Origin of the sequence: Streptomyces sp. NPDC001599 (assembly GCF_042893535.1) — a bacterium.
Classification (GTDB): domain Bacteria; phylum Actinomycetota; class Actinomycetes; order Streptomycetales; family Streptomycetaceae; genus Streptomyces.
The window spans coordinates 1-15,481 of record NZ_JBIAVA010000001.1 but is presented as its reverse complement, the minus strand read 5'-3'; the positions used below and the strand labels follow the sequence as shown (position 1 = coordinate 15,481).

Below are 15,481 nucleotides of genomic sequence, written 5' to 3'. Positions count from 1 at the left end.
GACGTGGGGAGGCCCGTCGTGGTGACGAACGACAGCACGGTGGACGACACCTTCGCCCAGTTCCTGAACTTCGGCGCCGGCGTCCTCTCCCTCGTCTTCCTCAGCTGCTCGGTGATCTGGGGTCTGCTCGCCCAGGACCGGATCGTCCTCGACACCCGGCAGCGGATCCTGGCCCAGGCGGTGCACCGGGCCACCGCAGTCGCCTCGGTCGTCTTCCTGCTGGTGCACATCGTGGTCAAGCTGGTCCTGGACCACACCACCTGGGTCGCCGCGGTCCTCCCGTTCGGGCTCCTGGCCACGGAGGACGAGGCGTTCGGCGGCCGGGCCGTCCTCATCGGCTTCGGCACCCTGGCCAGCATGCTCATGATCTTCGTGGGAGTCACCGGAGCCCTGCGCAACCGCTTCGCCTCCCCCGCCCCCGTGGCGGCCCGCTGGCGGGCCATGCACATGCTGGCCTATCCGGCGTGGTGCCTGGCCCTGCTGCACGGGCTCTACGCGGGTCGCGCCGCGAAGCCGGTCTTCGTGGTCCTGTACGCCCTGTCCGTGGTCGGCGTCATGGCGGCCCTGGCGCTGCGCGCGGCGCCCCGCCCGGTCAAGCGCAAGGTCGCCGACCGGATCGCCGGTCTCCTCGGGACCGGGGAGCGGCCCGCCCGCGAGGAGGACGAGGAGGAGGCGGAGAGCCGGCCGAGGGCCACCGCCGCCCTGCCCGGCTACGGGCGCGCCGGGCGGTCCCGGTCGCGCGGCGCGTCCCCGTCCGCCCCGCTGTACGAGCCCGCGGAGCGCCTCACCGCGCCGGAGCCCCCGAGCGGCTTCGCGGCGGCCTACCGTGCCGTGTCCGCCCCCTCGGGCGCGGGCCGGCCACCGCTGACGGCCGACCCGGCCGCCTCCGCCCAGCTGCCCTCCGACCTGCGGCCGACCGAGGCGATGCCGGTCGTGGACGGCGGCGGCAGCACCTCAGGCAGCTGGCCGATACCGTCGCCGCCCCCGGTCGGCGAGGCACCCCCGTCGGTCTACGACCCGCTCAACGACACCGGACACACCATCCCGGTCTACGGCACCACACAGGCGGCGGACCACTCCGCGGCCTACTCCGCGCAGTACTCCGCGCCCCCCGCCTCGGGCTACGGCTCGAGTGACGTGTACGACACCCGTGAGACGAACGCGGTCTACGACACGTACTACCCCAGCGACACGTACAACAGCGGTCCCGCCCCCGAACCAACCCCCGGTGCGCCGTCGCCGTCCCACGACTTCGACGCACCGGGTTCCGGTGAACCTTGGAACACGCCTTCCGGAGGCTTGAATTGAACGAGGCCCTGCCCGACGTCCCGGAGGTCCGCGTGGTCGGGCTTCCCCAGCTCACGTCGGGCTTCGACCTTGTCGAGCGGCTTGATCTGCCGATGCACCTCAAGGTGCACGGCCCGCTCGAACCGATGGGCGGGGAGCAGCTCGCGCAGCTCTCCGAACGCATCAACCTGAAGGGCCGCGGCGGCGCGGGCTTCCCCTTCCACAAGAAGCTGCGCTCGGTCGCCGAGGCGGCCATCAAGCGCGGCGTACGTCCGGTCGTGGTCGTCAACGGCAGCGAGGACGAACCGGCCTGCCGCAAGGACACGGTGCTGATCAACCGTGCCCCGCACCTGATCCTGGACGGCGCGCTGCTGTGCGCCGAGGCGATGGGCGCCCGCACCCTCGTCATCGGGGTCACCCGCGAGTCCACGCAGCGCTCCATGGAGGCCGCCCTCGCCGAGCGCGGACTGAGCAACGGCCGCCGGTCCGCCCTCCGCGCGCGCGTGCAGCGCAATCCGGTGCGCATGGTGACCGGTGCGGCGGCCTCGCTGATCCGCTCCATCGACGGCGGCCCGGCGATCCCGCCCGGCCGCAAGGTGAGCGCCTCCAAGAGCGGCGTGGGCGGCGCGCCGACCCTGCTGTCCAACGCCGAGACCTTCGCCCAGCTGGCCATCGCCGCCCGCATCGGCCCGGAGCGCTACGGCAACACCGGCCTGTACGACGAGCCGGGCACCGTGATGCTCACCGTCTCCGGCGCGGTGGCCCGGCCGATGGTGATCGAGGTGCCGACGGGCGTGCCGCTGCGCTACGTCCTCCAACTGGCCGGCGCTCCGCCGGTGCCGCAGGGCGTGCTGACCGGCGGCTACCACGGCAAGTGGATCGACGCGGCGACCGTGGACGAGGCGATCGTCTCCCGCAACTCGCTCCAGCAGGTGGGCGGCTCGCTCGGCGCGGGCGCGATCCTGCCGATCGGTCAGGACACCTGCCCGCTCGGCGAGTCCCTGCGGGTGGCGCAGTGGCTGGCCGAGGAGAGCGCCGGCCAGTGCGGCCCCTGCTACCTGGGCCTGCCGGCCGCCGCGCGGGGACTGGAGGACATCCTGAACGGCGGCGGTCCGGCCGCCCTGGAGGCGGTCAAGCAGGTCGCGAAGAACGTGAAGCGGCGCGGTGCCTGCTCGCACCCGGACGGCTCGGCGATGTTCCTGGAGTCGACCGTCAAGGCGTTCACGGACGACCTGGCCGCCCACGTCCTCGGCAACGGCTGCGGCCGGCCCGTGGAGGGCGTTCTGCCGCTCTTCGAGGGGGGCAGGGCCCCGACCGGCGTCCCCGGCGGCGGGGAGGAGAACGGCCCGAGCCGCCAGAAGATCTTCGTCGACTGGACGCTGTGCCGGGGACACGGGCTGTGCGCGGACATCCTCCCGGAGGTCTTCCAGCTCGGCGCCGACGGCTTCCCGACCGTCGCGCAGGCCGAGGTGCCGCGCTTCGCGGAGGCCAAGGCGGTGCGTGCGGTGCGTCGCTGTCCGGCGCTGGCGCTGCGCATCGAGGAGGACACCCGCGGGCAGGCGCCGTCCTCGCGCACCAACCTTCCGGTGCTGTCCCAGGGCCGGGGCCGCCGGGCGCTCGGCCGCTGACACACGATGGAACCCCCCGGATCAGTGATCCGGGGGGTTCCATCGAACTGTGGAGCTAAGGAGAATTGAACTCCTGACCTCCTGCATGCCATGCAGGCGCTCTACCAACTGAGCTATAGCCCCTTGCCCTTCATCCGCCCGGTCTCCCTGGCGGCGACGCCAACATTACACGGTCCACCGGGGCGAACACCAAATCGTTTCCGTTCCGTCCGGTTCACCCTATGCCGTCACGAACGAGTAGAAGCGTTTGAGCGTGCAGTGCTCCTCCAGCAGCCGGCCGTAGATCGGCTCGCCCTCGAGTTCACGGTACGTCTCGATGGGGTCGCCCTTTATGATCAGCGCCCGCGCGCATTCCTCGCACCAGTACTGGTAGTCGGGGTTGACCGGCTCCATGTCGCGCACGATGGGCGTGCCGCTGCCGCACCAATCGCACTTCCGCCTGTGTGCACCCATCGATCAGCTCCAGCTGTGGCCGCAGGCCGTGCACACGTAAGAGATTCCGCCGTTGTCGCCGAGGACTTGGGCCACATGCCCGGAACCGCAGGAAGGACAGCTGAGGCGGGTGACCGTGTTCCTTGCCATCGCTCCGCCGAGGAGGTGACCGACCTCCTCGAGGATGCTCCCAGGCATCGCCACTCCCTCCCGTCGGGCTGCGGTCCCCTTCCGGCCGTTTGATTCTGCCACGGCCGGGCCGACCCGGTCAGCGACGCCTCAGTACCGGTCCGGACACGGAGTCCCACCGACGTATACGCCCGTGGGACGCATGTTGCTCAAGCGGGCGGAGACGAAAAATCCCGCCCCCCGAAGGGGACGGGATTCGTCCGTGGGTTGTGGAGCTAAGGAGAATTGAACTCCTGACCTCCTGCATGCCATGCAGGCGCTCTACCAACTGAGCTATAGCCCCTGGTGCCACGCGACGCGAGCCGCATGGTCCTGCTCCTCGTCCGCTCCGCTCGGCGGGGCGAACAAGAAGAACTTTAGCCTGCGACCTGCCGGAAAGTGAAATCGCCGTTCAGACGTCGTCGCCGATCACCGGTTCCGGCAGGGTGCCGGCGTTGTGCTCCAGCAGGCGCCAGCCGCGGGCGCCCTCGCCCAGCACGGACCAGCAGCAGTTGGTCAGGCCGCCGAGGCTCTCCCAGCTGTGCGGTTCCAGGCCGAGCAGGCGGCCGATCGTGGTGCGGATCGTGCCGCCGTGGCTGACCACGACGAGGGTGCCGTCCTCGGGGAGCTTCTCGGCGTGCCGGAGCACCACGGGGGCGGCGCGGTCGGCGACCTCGGTCTCCAGCTCGCCGCCGCCGCGGCGCACGGGCTCGCCGCGCTTCCAGGCCGCGTACTCGTCGCCGTACCTGGCGATGATCTCCTCGTGGGTCAGCCCCTGCCAGACGCCCGCGTAGGTCTCCCGCAGGCCCTCCTCCAGGGTCACCTCGAGGCCGGTGAGCACGGACAGCTCGGCGGCCGTGTCCGCGGCGCGCGCGAGGTCGGAGGCGACGATCGCGTCGGGCCTCAGGTGCAGGAGCAGCCCGGCCGCGCGGCGGGCCTGCTTCACGCCGGTCTCGGTCAGCTCGACGTCCGTGCTGCCCTGGAAGCGGCGCTCCACGTTCCACGCGGTCTGGCCGTGCCGCCACAGGATGACGCGGCGGCCGCGGCCCGGCCTGCCCGCCGTCACCTCGCCGGTGGCGCTCATCGCCAGTCCTCGTCGGTGCGCGTCGCCTCCTCGGCGGCCTGGAGCTTCGCGTGCTCCTCCGCCTTGCCGCGGGTCTCCTTGGCGTCGGCGGGCAGCTCCAGCTCGGGGCAGTCCTTCCACAGCCGCTCCAGGGCGTAGAAGACGCGCTCCTCGCTGTGCTGGACGTGGACGACGATGTCGACGTAGTCGAGCAGGACCCAGCGGGCCTCGCGGTCGCCCTCGCGGCGCACCGGCTTGGCGCCCAGCTCCTTGTTCAGCCGCTCCTCGATCTCGTCGACGATCGACTTGACCTGGCGGTCGTTGGGCGCGGACGCCAGCAGGAAGGCGTCCGTGATCGACAGCACGTCGCTGACGTCGTAGGCGATGATGTCGTGCGCGAGCTTGTCGGCCGCCGCCTGGGCGGCGGCGTTGATGAGTTCGATGGAGCGGTCGGTCGCGGTCACTGCCTGGCTTTCGGGTCGGCGGTCGGTTGACCTCAAGGGTCTCACGACCGCCGACACGGGCCCACGCGGAAAACCGTCCGCCGCGCTCCGCCCCCTACAGCGCCGACTTGCTCCGCCCCCTACGACGCCGGCTTGTAGTCCTGGCCGAGCACCACCGAGACCCGCGCGTTCGCGGAGACCTTCCCCTGGGAGACGGCGTCGGTGGGCAGGCCCAGGGTCTTGGCGACCTGGACGGCGTTCTCCTTGTCGGCGGCCTCGGCGTAGACGACCTCCGAGGCGGCCTCGGTGCCGGAGGCGGTGCCGCCGGACACGAAGGTGAAGCCGCCGTTGAGGAGGACGACGCGGGCCTTGCCGGTGCGGTCCTCCTGGCCGGTGGCGTTGCGCACGGAGACGCTGACGGCGGCGTCCTTGTCGGGGCTCTTGGCGGTGCCGCCGAGGACGTCCTTGACGACGCTGTCACTGGCCTCGGCGCTGAGCCCGCCGCCGTCCTGGACGGGCAGCAGCGCGGTCTTGAAGTCGCCGCCCTTGGCGCGGTCGGAGAGCCCGGCGAGGAAGGTGCCGAGGTCCTTCTCGGTCAGCGGCGGGTCGAGGATCATGCCCAGGGTCTGGACGGTGGTCGTCGCGGCCTGCGGGTCGGAGGACAGCTTGCGCAGTACTCCCTGCATGACCTGCCCGAAGCGCTGGAGCTGGGCGTTCGCCTCCTCGCCCTTGGCGCTGTAGGTGGCGTAGGCGACGGCCATCTTGCCGCTGAGGGTCTGGCCCTCGCCCTTGCGCACGAGCGGGGCCGCGCCCTTGTCCTTGGACTCCGGGTCGGGGACGTCGGCGTCGGTGTCGACGTCGATGTTGCCGACCAGGTCGACGAGGATCTGGAGGTAGGGCGTGTCCAGCCGCCAGGTGCCCTCTATGTCGGTGCCGAGGGCGGAGTCGAGGGCGGTGCGGGTGGCGTCGGGGCCCTCGTCGCCGACGGACTTGGCGAGGGTGGTGGTGCTGCCGTCGTCACCGGTCAGGGCGAGCGCGTTGGGAACCAGCACGGCGGTGCCCTGCTTGGTGGTGGTGTTGTTCACGAGCAGCGCGGTGGAGGTGCCGCCGCCCTTGGTGTCGTGCAGGTGGACGGCGATCACGTCTCGCTTCTGGGCGCCGGCCGTCGTGGTGCCGCCGGTCTTGTCGTCGGAGGAGGACAGGCCGGGCAGCTTTCCGGCGTACCAGAGGTAGCCGACGCCGCCGACCGCGACCAGCGCCAGGACGACGACCAGGGCGACGACGCGCGAGCGGGCGCGCCTGCGGGCCTCCTCGCGGCGCTCGGTGCGGTTCTCCGTGAACTTCATCCAGTCGATGACGTCCTCGGAGTCGCCGGCCGGTTCCTCGACGAAGGCGAACTGCTCGGTGCGGTAGTCCCCGCCGGGTTCGGCCGCCTCGGCGGGGTCCGTGCGCTCCCGCTCCTCGGGCGGGCCCGCCTGCTGCGGGATGTGGGCGGTCTGCTCGGCGACCCGGGGCTGGTGGCCACTGGTCGCGGCCCGGCCGTACGGGTCGTACGACGGCTGGACCGGCTGCTGACCGGTGTCGTAGCCGCCCTGGGAGCCGTAGGGGTCGTAGGGCGGCTGGACGGGCTGTTGGGTGCCGGTGGCGTACGGGTCGTAGCCGTAGCCCTGCCGGCCGTACTGCTGCTGCCCCGGCTGCCCGTACTGCTGCCCCGGTTGTCCGTATTGCTGCCCCTGTTGTTCGTACTGCTGCCCCTGCTGCTGCGCATAGGGGTCGTACTGCTGCTGGTGGCCGGGCTGGGCGTGGCCCTGCCCCGGAGGCTGCCCCTGCCCCTGAGCCTGTCCCTGGGCCTGGCGGTACACGGGGCGGCCGTACTCGTCGTAGCCGACGAGTTCGTACTGGTCGTCGCCGTATCCCGCGTCGTATCCGTCGTTCACCGGTGCCCCTCTCGGCTCACTCGCCGCGGTACAGGTGGCGTTTGTCGATATAGCGCACGACTCCGTCGGGCACCAGGTACCAGACGGGATCGCCCTTGGCGACTCTCGCACGGCAGTCCGTGGAGGAGATGGCGAGGGCGGGGACCTCGACGAGCGAGACGCCACCCTTGGGGAGTCCGGCGTCCGTGAGGGTGTGGCCGGGCCGGGTGACGCCGATGAAGTGGGCGAGGGAGAACAGTTCCTCGCTGTCGCGCCAGGTGAGGATCTGGGCGAGGGCGTCGGCGCCGGTGATGAAGAACAGGTCCGCGTCCGGGTTGAGGGCGCGCAGGTCGCGCAGGGTGTCGACGGTGTAGGTGGGGCCGCCGCGGTCGATGTCGATGCGGCTGACGGAGAACTGCGGGTTCTCGACGGTCGCGACGACCGTCATCAGATAGCGGTCCTCGGCCGCGGAGACCGCGCGGTGGCTCTTCTGCCACGGCTGCCCGGTCGGCACGAACACCACCTCGTCGAGCTGGAACTGCGCGGCGACCTCGCTGGCGGCCACGAGGTGGCCGTGGTGGATCGGGTCGAAGGTGCCGCCCATGACGCCCAGGCGTCGCTTGCCCGCCGACGGGCCGTCGCCCGGACCGTTGACCGGGCCGGTGGCGCGGGCGGGCACCGCGTTCTGCGTGCCGCGCGCCGGCGCGTGCGCCGGGCCGGTAGGCGTGTCGTGCTCTCCCATGCGAGCAGACCCTACCGGCCCGCCCGGAGTGACCCGGTCGCGCCCACGGAGCCGCGGGCTCAGCGGTCGCGGTTGAACCGGGTGGTGATCCACAGCAGGAGCAGCAGGATGACGAACGCGCCGATGCCGGTGACGTACGGGCTGAGGCTCTCGTGGTTGCCACCGTGCTCCTCGCCGCCCTCGGCGGCGAGGGTGACGAACTGGGCGGCGCTGAGGGGAAGGCTCATCTTCGGCAGGACCTATCCGGTGTGGGCGGGACAAGACGTCCGCTCATCGTATGCGGGCGCGCGGGAACCGGGGCGACCGGGGAACCTTCGGATCACCTCAGTCGTCCTTCTGCTTGTACCCCCGCAGCAGGAACCACGCGGTCAGCACACAGCCCACCACCATGACGATCAGGACGATCCGGAGCAGATTCCCCGGCCCCTGCTGCTCGGCGGCGGTCGCGGCCCCGGCGAGCCAGTCGGCGTGGGGGATGTGCTGCATGGCGTGGACTCCTTCGACGTACTGCCCGTCCACGGTATCTCCGCCTAGGCTGGGCCCGGCTCCGGGGGCGCAAAGGGCCGCACAAGGGTTCGCAAAGACCATACGTACGTCCAGGTCACACATACGCGCATGGGGGAAGAGATGTCCGACGGCCACCACAACGGGCACGAGCACGTGCCGAGCAGGCAGCGCAGGCGCTTCCCCGGGATCTCCTCGCGGGCGTACGAGCATCCGGCCGACCGCAGTGCCCTGGTGGCGCTGCGCAAGCTGAGCGGTTTCGACACGGTCTTCAAGGCGCTGAGCGGTCTGCTGCCCGAGCGGAGCCTCAGGCTGCTCTTCCTGTCCGACTCGGTGCGCGTCTCGGACCGGCAGTTCGCCCATCTGAACGTCATGCTGCGCGACGCCTGCTACATCCTGGACCTGGAGAAGGTCCCGCCGATGTACGTCAACCAGGACCCGACTCCGAACGCGATGTGCATCGGCCTGGACGAGCCGATCATCGTCGTCACCACGGGTCTGGTCGAGCTGCTCGACGAGGAGGAGATGCGGGCGGTCGTCGGGCACGAGGTCGGGCACGCCCTGTCCGGGCACGCGGTCTACCGGACCATCCTGCTCTTCCTGACCTCCCTCGCCGTCCGGGTCGCCTGGATCCCCCTGGGGAACGTAGCGATCATGGCGATCGTGACCGCCCTGCGCGAGTGGTTCCGCAAGTCGGAGCTGTCCGCCGACCGCGCGGGACTGCTGGTCGGCCAGGACCTCCAGGCCTCCATGCGGGGCCTGATGAAGATCGCGGGCGGCAACCACCTGCACGAGATGAACGTGGACGCGTTCCTGGAGCAGGCCGAGGAGTACGAGGCGGGCGGCGACCTGCGCGACTCGGTGCTGAAGATCCTGAACGTGCTGCCCCGCTCGCACCCGTTCACCACGGTCCGGGCCGCCGAGCTGAAGAAGTGGGCGGCCTCCCGGGACTACCAGCGGATCATGGACGGCCACTACCCGCGCCGCGACGAGGACAAGGACACCTCGGTGCGGGACTCCTTCCGGGAGTCGGCGTCGCACTACGCCACGCATGTGCGCAGCTCCAAGGACCCGCTGATGAAGCTGGTCAACGACATCGCGGGCGGTGCCGGCGACCTCGGCGACCGGATGCGCCGGGGCTTCGGCGGCTTCACGGGCTCGCAGCCGAGGCCGCCCAAGGACGGGGACGGGGGCGGCTCGGCCGAGGGGCAGCCAGGCCCTGAGGGGCCCGAGGCACCCGAGGGGCCCCAGGGGTCCGGTGGCGACGGCCCGGAGTCTCCGCGAGACGGCTCCCCGCGCGACGGCGCCTGACCCCGGCCCCCGCTCACACCTTCGGCCGGGCCTTCTCCGCGAGGCTGCCGCACAGCGCCGTGGCGTTGTCCGAGGTGTACGGGTCGGTGCCGACGGGGACGCCGGCCCCGGCCTCCTGGCCGGCCAGCAGCGGGCGGAGGTGGTTCGCCGCGTCATCGGCGCAGGAGAGCGGCCCGGCCTGGACGTAGGAGGCCACGAGCTGGGTCTGGTGCAGCCGCAGGTCGTCCCGGTCGAAGCGGAACTGCAGCTCGCGCCGGAGGGTGAACAGCGACACCTCGCCCCGGGTGTCGTCGGCCGGCCGCAGCGCGTAGACCATGGTGTGGTCGGCGGTGACCTCCAGGGTGGACGTGTCGCTCTCCACGACCCGCAGGCTCCCGTCCACCCGGATCCCGGGGTCGGCCAGCTCGGCCCGGGCCGGGTCGAAGCGGACCAGCCACCCCGTGGGGGCGTGCCGGCCGTCCGAGGCGGGTTTCTCGAAGCTCTCGTCGAACTGGTGGAGCTGGTCCGGGTCCAGCAGCACCCGCACCGAGCGCACCTCCTCGCCGCCGAGCACCTCCGGGTCGAGCGCCGAGCGGACGATGTAGTTCTTGGCCGTGGTGAGCGCGTTGAACACCTGGTCCTCGGAGAAGTGCGCCGTGCGCCGGGCCCCCGGCAGCGGGATGCCCTGGGCCGCGGTCCTGAAGTGCGCGGCGGGGCTGTGCGCGTACAGGAACGCGGCGTCGTCGGCGCCGGGCACCCTCTCCCGCGGGGCGAGCGGGACGACGGTCATCCGCACCGGCTCGGCCGCCCGCTGCCCGGCGGGGCTCTGGTAGGGGTGCCGTACGCCCATGTAGACGGCGGTGCCGAAGGCGACGACGATGAGCAGGACGAGGATCAGCGCCTGCCGGGACAGTCCGGCCCGGCGCAGGGGCGGGCGGCGGCGTACGGCGGGCGCGTGGTCGGTGATGCGCTCCTGGGCGGAGAACTCCTGGAGCCGGGCAGCGCGCACGAACGACTCGTCGAAGACGACGGATCGGTACTCGTCCTCTCCGCCTCCGGGGGCGCCCTCGGGCGTTCCTCCGGGCGGACCGCCAAGCCCTGCCATACCTTCAGAGTGGGTCTGCGGAAGGTCGCGTAAACGCGCCGCCACAGGTCAAGTTGGGACAGCCTGCCGGCGCCTCCGGGGGCAGCTCAGGGACTGCGCGGGATCACCGACACGGCCGGCTGGGAGTAGTCGGCGGAGGCCGAGGGGGTCACGGTGCCGCCCTGCTCCGGGCCGGTGGAGGCGGGGGGCGGCACCTGCTGCGGGCCGCCGCCGGAGGACGCGCCCCGGTAGACGGCCACGAAGGCCAGTGCGACCATGCCGATGCCCATGGCGAGGGCGAGCAGCCAGGCGACGGGGCGGTGCCAGCGGACCTGCTTGCCGTAGGCCGCGGGAGCGCCGTACGGGCGGTCGAGGAGGTCGCGGTCGTCGTCCGGGTCGTCGAGGTCGGGATCATGGCCGAAATCGCCGTACCCGTCGTCGTAGCGATCGGCCCTGCTGCGGCCGCGGCGGGCGGCCTCGGCCTCGGTGGCCTCGGCTCTGGCCTGCGCGGCGGCCAGGAGGCGCTCGACGGCGGTCGGCTCGTGCACCGCGGCCGCCGTCACGAAGGCCTCGTCGAAGACCACGGAGGCGAACTCTTCGTCCGACACCCCGCGGTCGTGGTCGTCGTCGGGCTCCCAGCCGTCCGGGAACGGCGTGCCCCCCACGTCCTCCGGCACGGCTCCAGAGTAGACCTGGGAGGTCGTTTTGGGCAGACGGCGGGGAAATTCATCCGGTGGGTGAGATGCCCCGATCGGTGCTCCCCGCGGGCCGCGTGCGGGCGGCCCGCGGCGCGCCCGCGTCAGCGCCGTACGTGCCCGTCGCCGGTGACGATGTACTTCGTGCTGGTCAGCTCCGGCAGCCCCATGGGGCCCCGGGCGTGCAGCTTCTGCGTGGAGATGCCGATCTCGGCGCCGAAGCCGAACTGGCCGCCGTCGGTGAAGCGGGTGGAGGTGTTCACCGCGACGGTGGTGGAGTCGACCAGCTGGGTGAAGCGGCGGGCGGCCTGCTGCGAGGTGGTCACGATGGCCTCGGTGTGACCGGAGGTCCACAGCCGGATGTGCTCGACGGCCCGGTCCAGGGAGTCCACGACGGCGGCCGCGATGTCGTACGACAGGTACTCCGTCTCCCAGTCCTCGGGGGTCGCCTCGACGACGTTCGCGCCGGAGTCCTTGGCGTGGGCCATCACCCGCTCGTCGGCGTGCACGGTGACCCCGGCCTCGGCGAGCGCGGCCAGCGCGCGGGGCAGGAACTCGGCGGCGACGTCCTGGTGGACCAGGAGGGTCTCGGCGGCGTTGCAGACGCTGACGCGCTGTGCCTTGGAGTTGATCAGGATGTCGACGGCCATGTCGAGGTCGGCGTGCGCGTCGACGTAGACGTGGCAGTTGCCGGTGCCGGTCTCGATGACGGGGACGGTGGACTCCTGGACGACCGTGTTGATCAGCGAGGCGCCGCCGCGCGGGATGAGCACGTCGACCAGGCCGCGGGCCCGCATCAGCTCGCGCACGCTCTCCCGGCTCTCGCCGGGCACCAGCTGCACGGCGTCGGCGGGCAGCCCGGCCCCGCCCACGGCGTCGCGGACCACCCGGACCAGGGCGGTGTTCGACCGGTAGGCGGAGGAGGAGCCGCGCAGCAGCACCGCGTTGCCGGACTTCAGGCACAGGGCGGCGGCGTCGACCGTCACGTTGGGCCGGCCCTCGTAGATGATGCCGACCACGCCGAGCGGCACCCGCACCTGGCGCAGGTCGATGCCGTTGGGGAGGGTGGAGCCGCGCACGACCTCGCCGACCGGGTCGGGCAGCGCGACCACGTCGCGCACGTCGGAGGCGATGGCGCGGACCCGCTCCGGGGTCAGGGTGAGCCGGTCGACGATGGCCTCGCTGGTCCCGGCGGCGCGGGCCTTGGCCACGTCCTGGGCGTTGGCCTCGACGATCTCGCTCGTACGGACCTCCAGCGCGTCCGCGACGGCGAGCAGCGCGTCGTCCTTGGCGGCCCGCGGCAGCGGCGCGAGGTCGGCCGCGGCGGACTTGGCCCGGTAGGCGGCCCGGGTGACGGGTGACATCGAGTCGTACGGCGAGAGCGTGGTCATGGGGGAAGCGTAATGGGCCGGGTGGGGGCGCCCACGACTCGTCCCGAACCCCGAGACAGTCGTCTCGCGGCCCCGTCCCGCCCTTTCCGGATGCCGCGGATGCCGCTCCAGGGGTGTCGTTCGGATCAGGCCGGCCGCAGCCTACGGTGCCTCGCGGCTGACGCGACCCCGGCAAGATCCGAACGGCGCCCCCCTAGATCCACCCCATCTGCGCCGCCTTGAGGCCGGCCTCGAACCGGCTTCTGGCGTTGAGCCTCTCCATCAGTGAGGACATCTGCCGTCGCACCGTACGCAGCGAGACACCCAGCCTCTTGGCGGCGGCGTCGTCCGTCAGGCCGCCCGCCAGCAACTTCAGCAGCAGTTTCTCACTCGTGGTGAGTCCGCACCCGGTGCGTCCGTTCCCCAGAGGGACGGCGGTCTCCCAGGCCTGGAAGAACAGTGCGCACAACGTCGCGACGACCGCCGGCTCACGCGTGCACAGGGCTCCGCGGCGGGTGTTCTCGGGATCCAGCGGCACCACGGCGATCCGGCGGTCGAAGACCAGGAAGCGGGGCGGCAGGAGAGGCGCGGTGCGTACCTGGCCGCCCGCCTCGGACATCCAGCGCGCGTAGTCCAGGGTCGCCGGATCATTGCGGACACTGTCCTGGTACAGCGTCAGCAGTTCGACACCGCGGTTCATCGCCTCCTCGTCCAGGGGGCGCGAGGCGTCGAGACTCGCCTGCGACTGGGCACCGCCCGGCATGACGGCCAGACACTCGCCCCGCAGGTCCTTCGCGAGCAGTTCCAGGCGCTCCTGGATGGCGTCGAGTCCGAGCATCACGTCGGCGCCGGGTGTTCCGTCGTCCCGGGGGCGGCGTTCGGCCCGCTCGGCTATCACACGGGCGGCTTCGAGCTTCGCGGCCGTCAGACGCTGCTGCTGCCTCAGCACGTCCTGCTCCTGTCTTCGGAGCATCACGTCGAGGGCGACTTCCAGACTGAGGACGCGCAGCCGGCCGGGCTCCTCCCGGGACTCCCGCAGCAGCGTGAGTTCCGCCAACCGGTCGAGACATGCGCGCACTTCCGGCTCGGGCAGCTCCAGTTCCCGGCACAGGTCCAGGACTCCCAGTCCAGGCCTGGAGAGCATGAGCTGGTAAACCGTTTCCGCTTCTGAGTCCAACCCCAGCATTTCGAGCATGTGTCCCCCAAGTGCAGCTGAACGCCCCCGAGTTCCGCACTACAGGCACATGATCTTCGCATCGGCTCCACATTCGCGCAACCGTGGGTCGCCGGTCGAGGAAGGGTCTGAGCGGCGGAAGTTGCACCAAGATGCCAGGCCAGATGGTGACAGCGCGTACCCCTGCCCTCGGCCTCACGAGCCGGGCAGAGTGATGTTCGCCGGAGCAGCGAGGGGCCATGAGACCGCTGCGGACGGCATCCGCATCCATGCCGACAGGAGTAGTCATGTCTCGCACCGCTCAGGTCTCCCGCGCTGCAGTGTTCAGCGTGGCCGCCGCCGCTCTGCTGATGGGCGGCTTCTCAGCAGGCGCGGTGTCGCACGGTCACGAGACAACGGGAGCGGCGCTTGAAACCCTGTCGTCCGGACGCCTCACCGGCCTCGCCGGTGTCAGCATCGGCTGGGACGCCATGCCGCTGGACAACATCGGCTGGGACAGCCCCGGGTCCGACCGGGCCACCGCGGGAACGCCGACGCAGACCGACGCGACATGTTCCTCGTTCATCTGCACCTGACCACGACAACGGACCTGCCTCCGGGCCACGGTGACGACCATGCCCTCCAGGACCTGTTGTGGGCCCACGCCGCTCCGTGGCACCAGCTCGAACACATCACGGTGTGCCGCACGTTCGACGGCTTCGTCGTCGTGCTGTTCATCGCGGCCGCCTCTTCCGACCGAGCCGCCGCCCAGGCCGCTGGGCTGATCTCGGACGTGGGCAACTCCGCCCTGCTGAAGCGATATGGCATCTCCGGAGTCAACTGACGCCTGCCCGCTCCGCGCTACGGATCACCACCATCCATCACCCTTTCCAAGGATTCTCCATGCCCGCACACCGTTCCGTCCGCTCCGTCTCCCTCTCGCTCGCCATCACCGCATCCCTTTCCTGCGGCCTGCTCTCCGTCGGTACGGGCTTCGCCAACGCCGCACCGGTGCCGCCGGGGGCCGGCGCCTCGGCCGAGCACCAGGCCAGCCCCGGCCAGGGCCCGGTGACGCCGGTACCGGGCATGAAGTCCTCCTTCTCGGCCGCCGCGGCCGGTCCCACGATCACCCGCAGCGAGGTCATAGACCGGGCCAAGACCTGGGTCGGCATCGGCCTCGACTACAGCTGGACCGGCAGCCACAACGGGTACCGCACCGACTGCTCGGGGTACGTGTCGATGGCGTGGCACCTCAGCAGCTCGCTGACCACCGACACGTTCGCCGGTGCGGGCGTCATCGAGTCCATCTCCAAGGGAGAACTGAAGGCCGGCGACGCGCTGCTCAACGACAACAGTGGGGCCAACGGCCACGTCGTCCTCTTCGAGAAGTGGGCGAACAGCTCCCACACCAGCTACATCGGCTACGAGTTCACGTCGAGCGGCGTGCACCACCGCGAGATCCCCTACCCCTACTTCTCGGGTTACGGCACCTTCCTGCCGGTGCGCAACAAGTCCGTGGTCGACGATGTCGTCGTGCCCGCGGATCCGGGGATGACGTCTTTGACGGCCGGTGAGTTCACCGGCGACAGCAAGGGCGACCTCGTGGCCGTGGAGGTGTCGACGGGGAAGCTGTGGCTCTACCACGGACCCAACGTCGGCTCGAAGAGCTCCCGCACCGAGATCGGCACCGGCGGCTGGAACGGCAT

17 protein-coding genes and 2 tRNA genes are annotated in these 15,481 nt (G+C 71.5%); 6 read left to right on the top strand and 13 right to left on the bottom strand.

What is annotated here, in order from left to right:
- Nucleotides 1–18: 18 nt before the first annotated feature.
- Complete coding sequence (locus ACFYZ3_RS00095; protein ID WP_388512684.1) at nucleotides 19–1,308, top strand: cytochrome b/b6 domain-containing protein; 1,290 nt, start codon at nucleotides 19–21, stop codon at nucleotides 1,306–1,308.
- On the top strand, nucleotides 1,305–2,915 hold the full coding sequence (locus tag ACFYZ3_RS00090) for an NADH-ubiquinone oxidoreductase-F iron-sulfur binding region domain-containing protein (protein WP_388512682.1): 1,611 nt from the start codon (nucleotides 1,305–1,307) through the stop codon (nucleotides 2,913–2,915). Before ACFYZ3_RS00095 ends, ACFYZ3_RS00090 begins: the two co-directional genes overlap by 4 nt.
- A gap of 50 nt (nucleotides 2,916–2,965) precedes the next feature.
- Here ACFYZ3_RS00090 and ACFYZ3_RS00085 read toward each other — a convergent pair.
- The 9 genes from ACFYZ3_RS00085 to ACFYZ3_RS00045 all read right to left on the bottom strand — a co-directional run bounded on the left by ACFYZ3_RS00085 (nucleotide 2,966) and on the right by ACFYZ3_RS00045 (nucleotide 8,165).
- Nucleotides 2,966–3,038 (bottom strand) — tRNA-Ala (locus tag ACFYZ3_RS00085).
- A 96-nt stretch (nucleotides 3,039–3,134) separates the two neighbouring features.
- A complete protein-coding gene (locus ACFYZ3_RS00080) occupies nucleotides 3,135–3,368 on the bottom strand; it encodes a hypothetical protein (RefSeq protein ID WP_003976229.1) in 234 nt (77 codons plus the stop codon).
- 378 nt (nucleotides 3,369–3,746) lie between these two features.
- Nucleotides 3,747–3,819 (bottom strand) — tRNA-Ala (locus tag ACFYZ3_RS00075).
- A gap of 108 nt (nucleotides 3,820–3,927) precedes the next feature.
- Entirely contained in the window at nucleotides 3,928–4,599 is a 672-nt protein-coding gene (locus tag ACFYZ3_RS00070) for a histidine phosphatase family protein (RefSeq protein ID WP_388512679.1), read from the bottom strand.
- Complete coding sequence (gene rsfS / locus ACFYZ3_RS00065; RefSeq protein WP_052838175.1) at nucleotides 4,596–5,042, bottom strand: ribosome silencing factor; 447 nt, start codon at nucleotides 5,040–5,042, stop codon at nucleotides 4,596–4,598. The genes ACFYZ3_RS00070 and rsfS overlap by 4 nt, the downstream gene beginning before the upstream one ends.
- 119 nt (nucleotides 5,043–5,161) lie before the next feature.
- On the bottom strand, nucleotides 5,162–6,958 hold the full coding sequence (pdtA, locus tag ACFYZ3_RS00060) for a polydiglycosylphosphate transferase PdtA (protein ID WP_388512677.1): 1,797 nt from the start codon (nucleotides 6,956–6,958) through the stop codon (nucleotides 5,162–5,164).
- Between the two features lie 16 nt (nucleotides 6,959–6,974).
- On the bottom strand, nucleotides 6,975–7,679 hold the full coding sequence (gene nadD, locus ACFYZ3_RS00055; protein WP_052838173.1) for a nicotinate-nucleotide adenylyltransferase: 705 nt from the start codon (nucleotides 7,677–7,679) through the stop codon (nucleotides 6,975–6,977).
- 59 nt (nucleotides 7,680–7,738) lie between these two features.
- Entirely contained in the window at nucleotides 7,739–7,906 is a 168-nt protein-coding gene (locus ACFYZ3_RS00050) for a hypothetical protein (RefSeq protein WP_003976223.1), read from the bottom strand.
- Between the two features lie 97 nt (nucleotides 7,907–8,003).
- Nucleotides 8,004–8,165 (bottom strand): hypothetical protein, encoded by a 162-nt coding sequence (locus ACFYZ3_RS00045; protein ID WP_205350983.1) that lies wholly within the window; start codon nucleotides 8,163–8,165, stop codon nucleotides 8,004–8,006.
- Between the two features lie 141 nt (nucleotides 8,166–8,306).
- Here ACFYZ3_RS00045 and ACFYZ3_RS00040 point away from each other — a divergent pair, with 141 nt between their 5' ends.
- Nucleotides 8,307–9,494, top strand: a complete 1,188-nt coding sequence (locus tag ACFYZ3_RS00040; RefSeq protein ID WP_388513948.1) for a M48 family metalloprotease — start codon at nucleotides 8,307–8,309, stop codon at nucleotides 9,492–9,494.
- Nucleotides 9,495–9,507: 13 nt separating this feature from the next.
- Here ACFYZ3_RS00040 and ACFYZ3_RS00035 read toward each other — a convergent pair whose 3' ends face one another.
- The 4 genes from ACFYZ3_RS00035 to ACFYZ3_RS00020 form a co-directional block, all read right to left on the bottom strand.
- Nucleotides 9,508–10,578: a hypothetical protein gene (locus tag ACFYZ3_RS00035; RefSeq protein WP_388512673.1), complete on the bottom strand. Its 1,071-nt coding sequence runs from the start codon at nucleotides 10,576–10,578 to the stop codon at nucleotides 9,508–9,510.
- Nucleotides 10,579–10,664: 86 nt separating this feature from the next.
- A complete protein-coding gene (locus ACFYZ3_RS00030; RefSeq protein WP_388512672.1) occupies nucleotides 10,665–11,234 on the bottom strand; it encodes a hypothetical protein in 570 nt (189 codons plus the stop codon).
- A gap of 122 nt (nucleotides 11,235–11,356) precedes the next feature.
- Entirely contained in the window at nucleotides 11,357–12,643 is a 1,287-nt protein-coding gene (locus ACFYZ3_RS00025; RefSeq protein ID WP_388512670.1) for a glutamate-5-semialdehyde dehydrogenase, read from the bottom strand.
- Between the two features lie 193 nt (nucleotides 12,644–12,836).
- Entirely contained in the window at nucleotides 12,837–13,766 is a 930-nt protein-coding gene (locus tag ACFYZ3_RS00020; RefSeq protein ID WP_388512668.1) for a LuxR C-terminal-related transcriptional regulator, read from the bottom strand.
- A 317-nt stretch (nucleotides 13,767–14,083) separates the two neighbouring features.
- On the opposite strand from ACFYZ3_RS00020, the gene ACFYZ3_RS00015 reads away from it, so the two are divergent.
- The 3 genes from ACFYZ3_RS00015 to ACFYZ3_RS00005 all read left to right on the top strand — a co-directional run.
- Nucleotides 14,084–14,371, top strand: coding sequence for a hypothetical protein (locus ACFYZ3_RS00015; RefSeq protein ID WP_388512665.1), 288 nt, complete (start codon nucleotides 14,084–14,086; stop codon nucleotides 14,369–14,371).
- On the top strand, nucleotides 14,347–14,619 hold the full coding sequence (locus ACFYZ3_RS00010; protein WP_388512663.1) for a hypothetical protein: 273 nt from the start codon (nucleotides 14,347–14,349) through the stop codon (nucleotides 14,617–14,619). The genes ACFYZ3_RS00015 and ACFYZ3_RS00010 overlap by 25 nt, the downstream gene beginning before the upstream one ends.
- Nucleotides 14,620–14,678: 59 nt before the next feature.
- Nucleotides 14,679–15,481: NlpC/P60 family protein (locus tag ACFYZ3_RS00005; RefSeq protein ID WP_388512660.1), on the top strand; the 803-nt coding region annotated here is incomplete at its 3' end.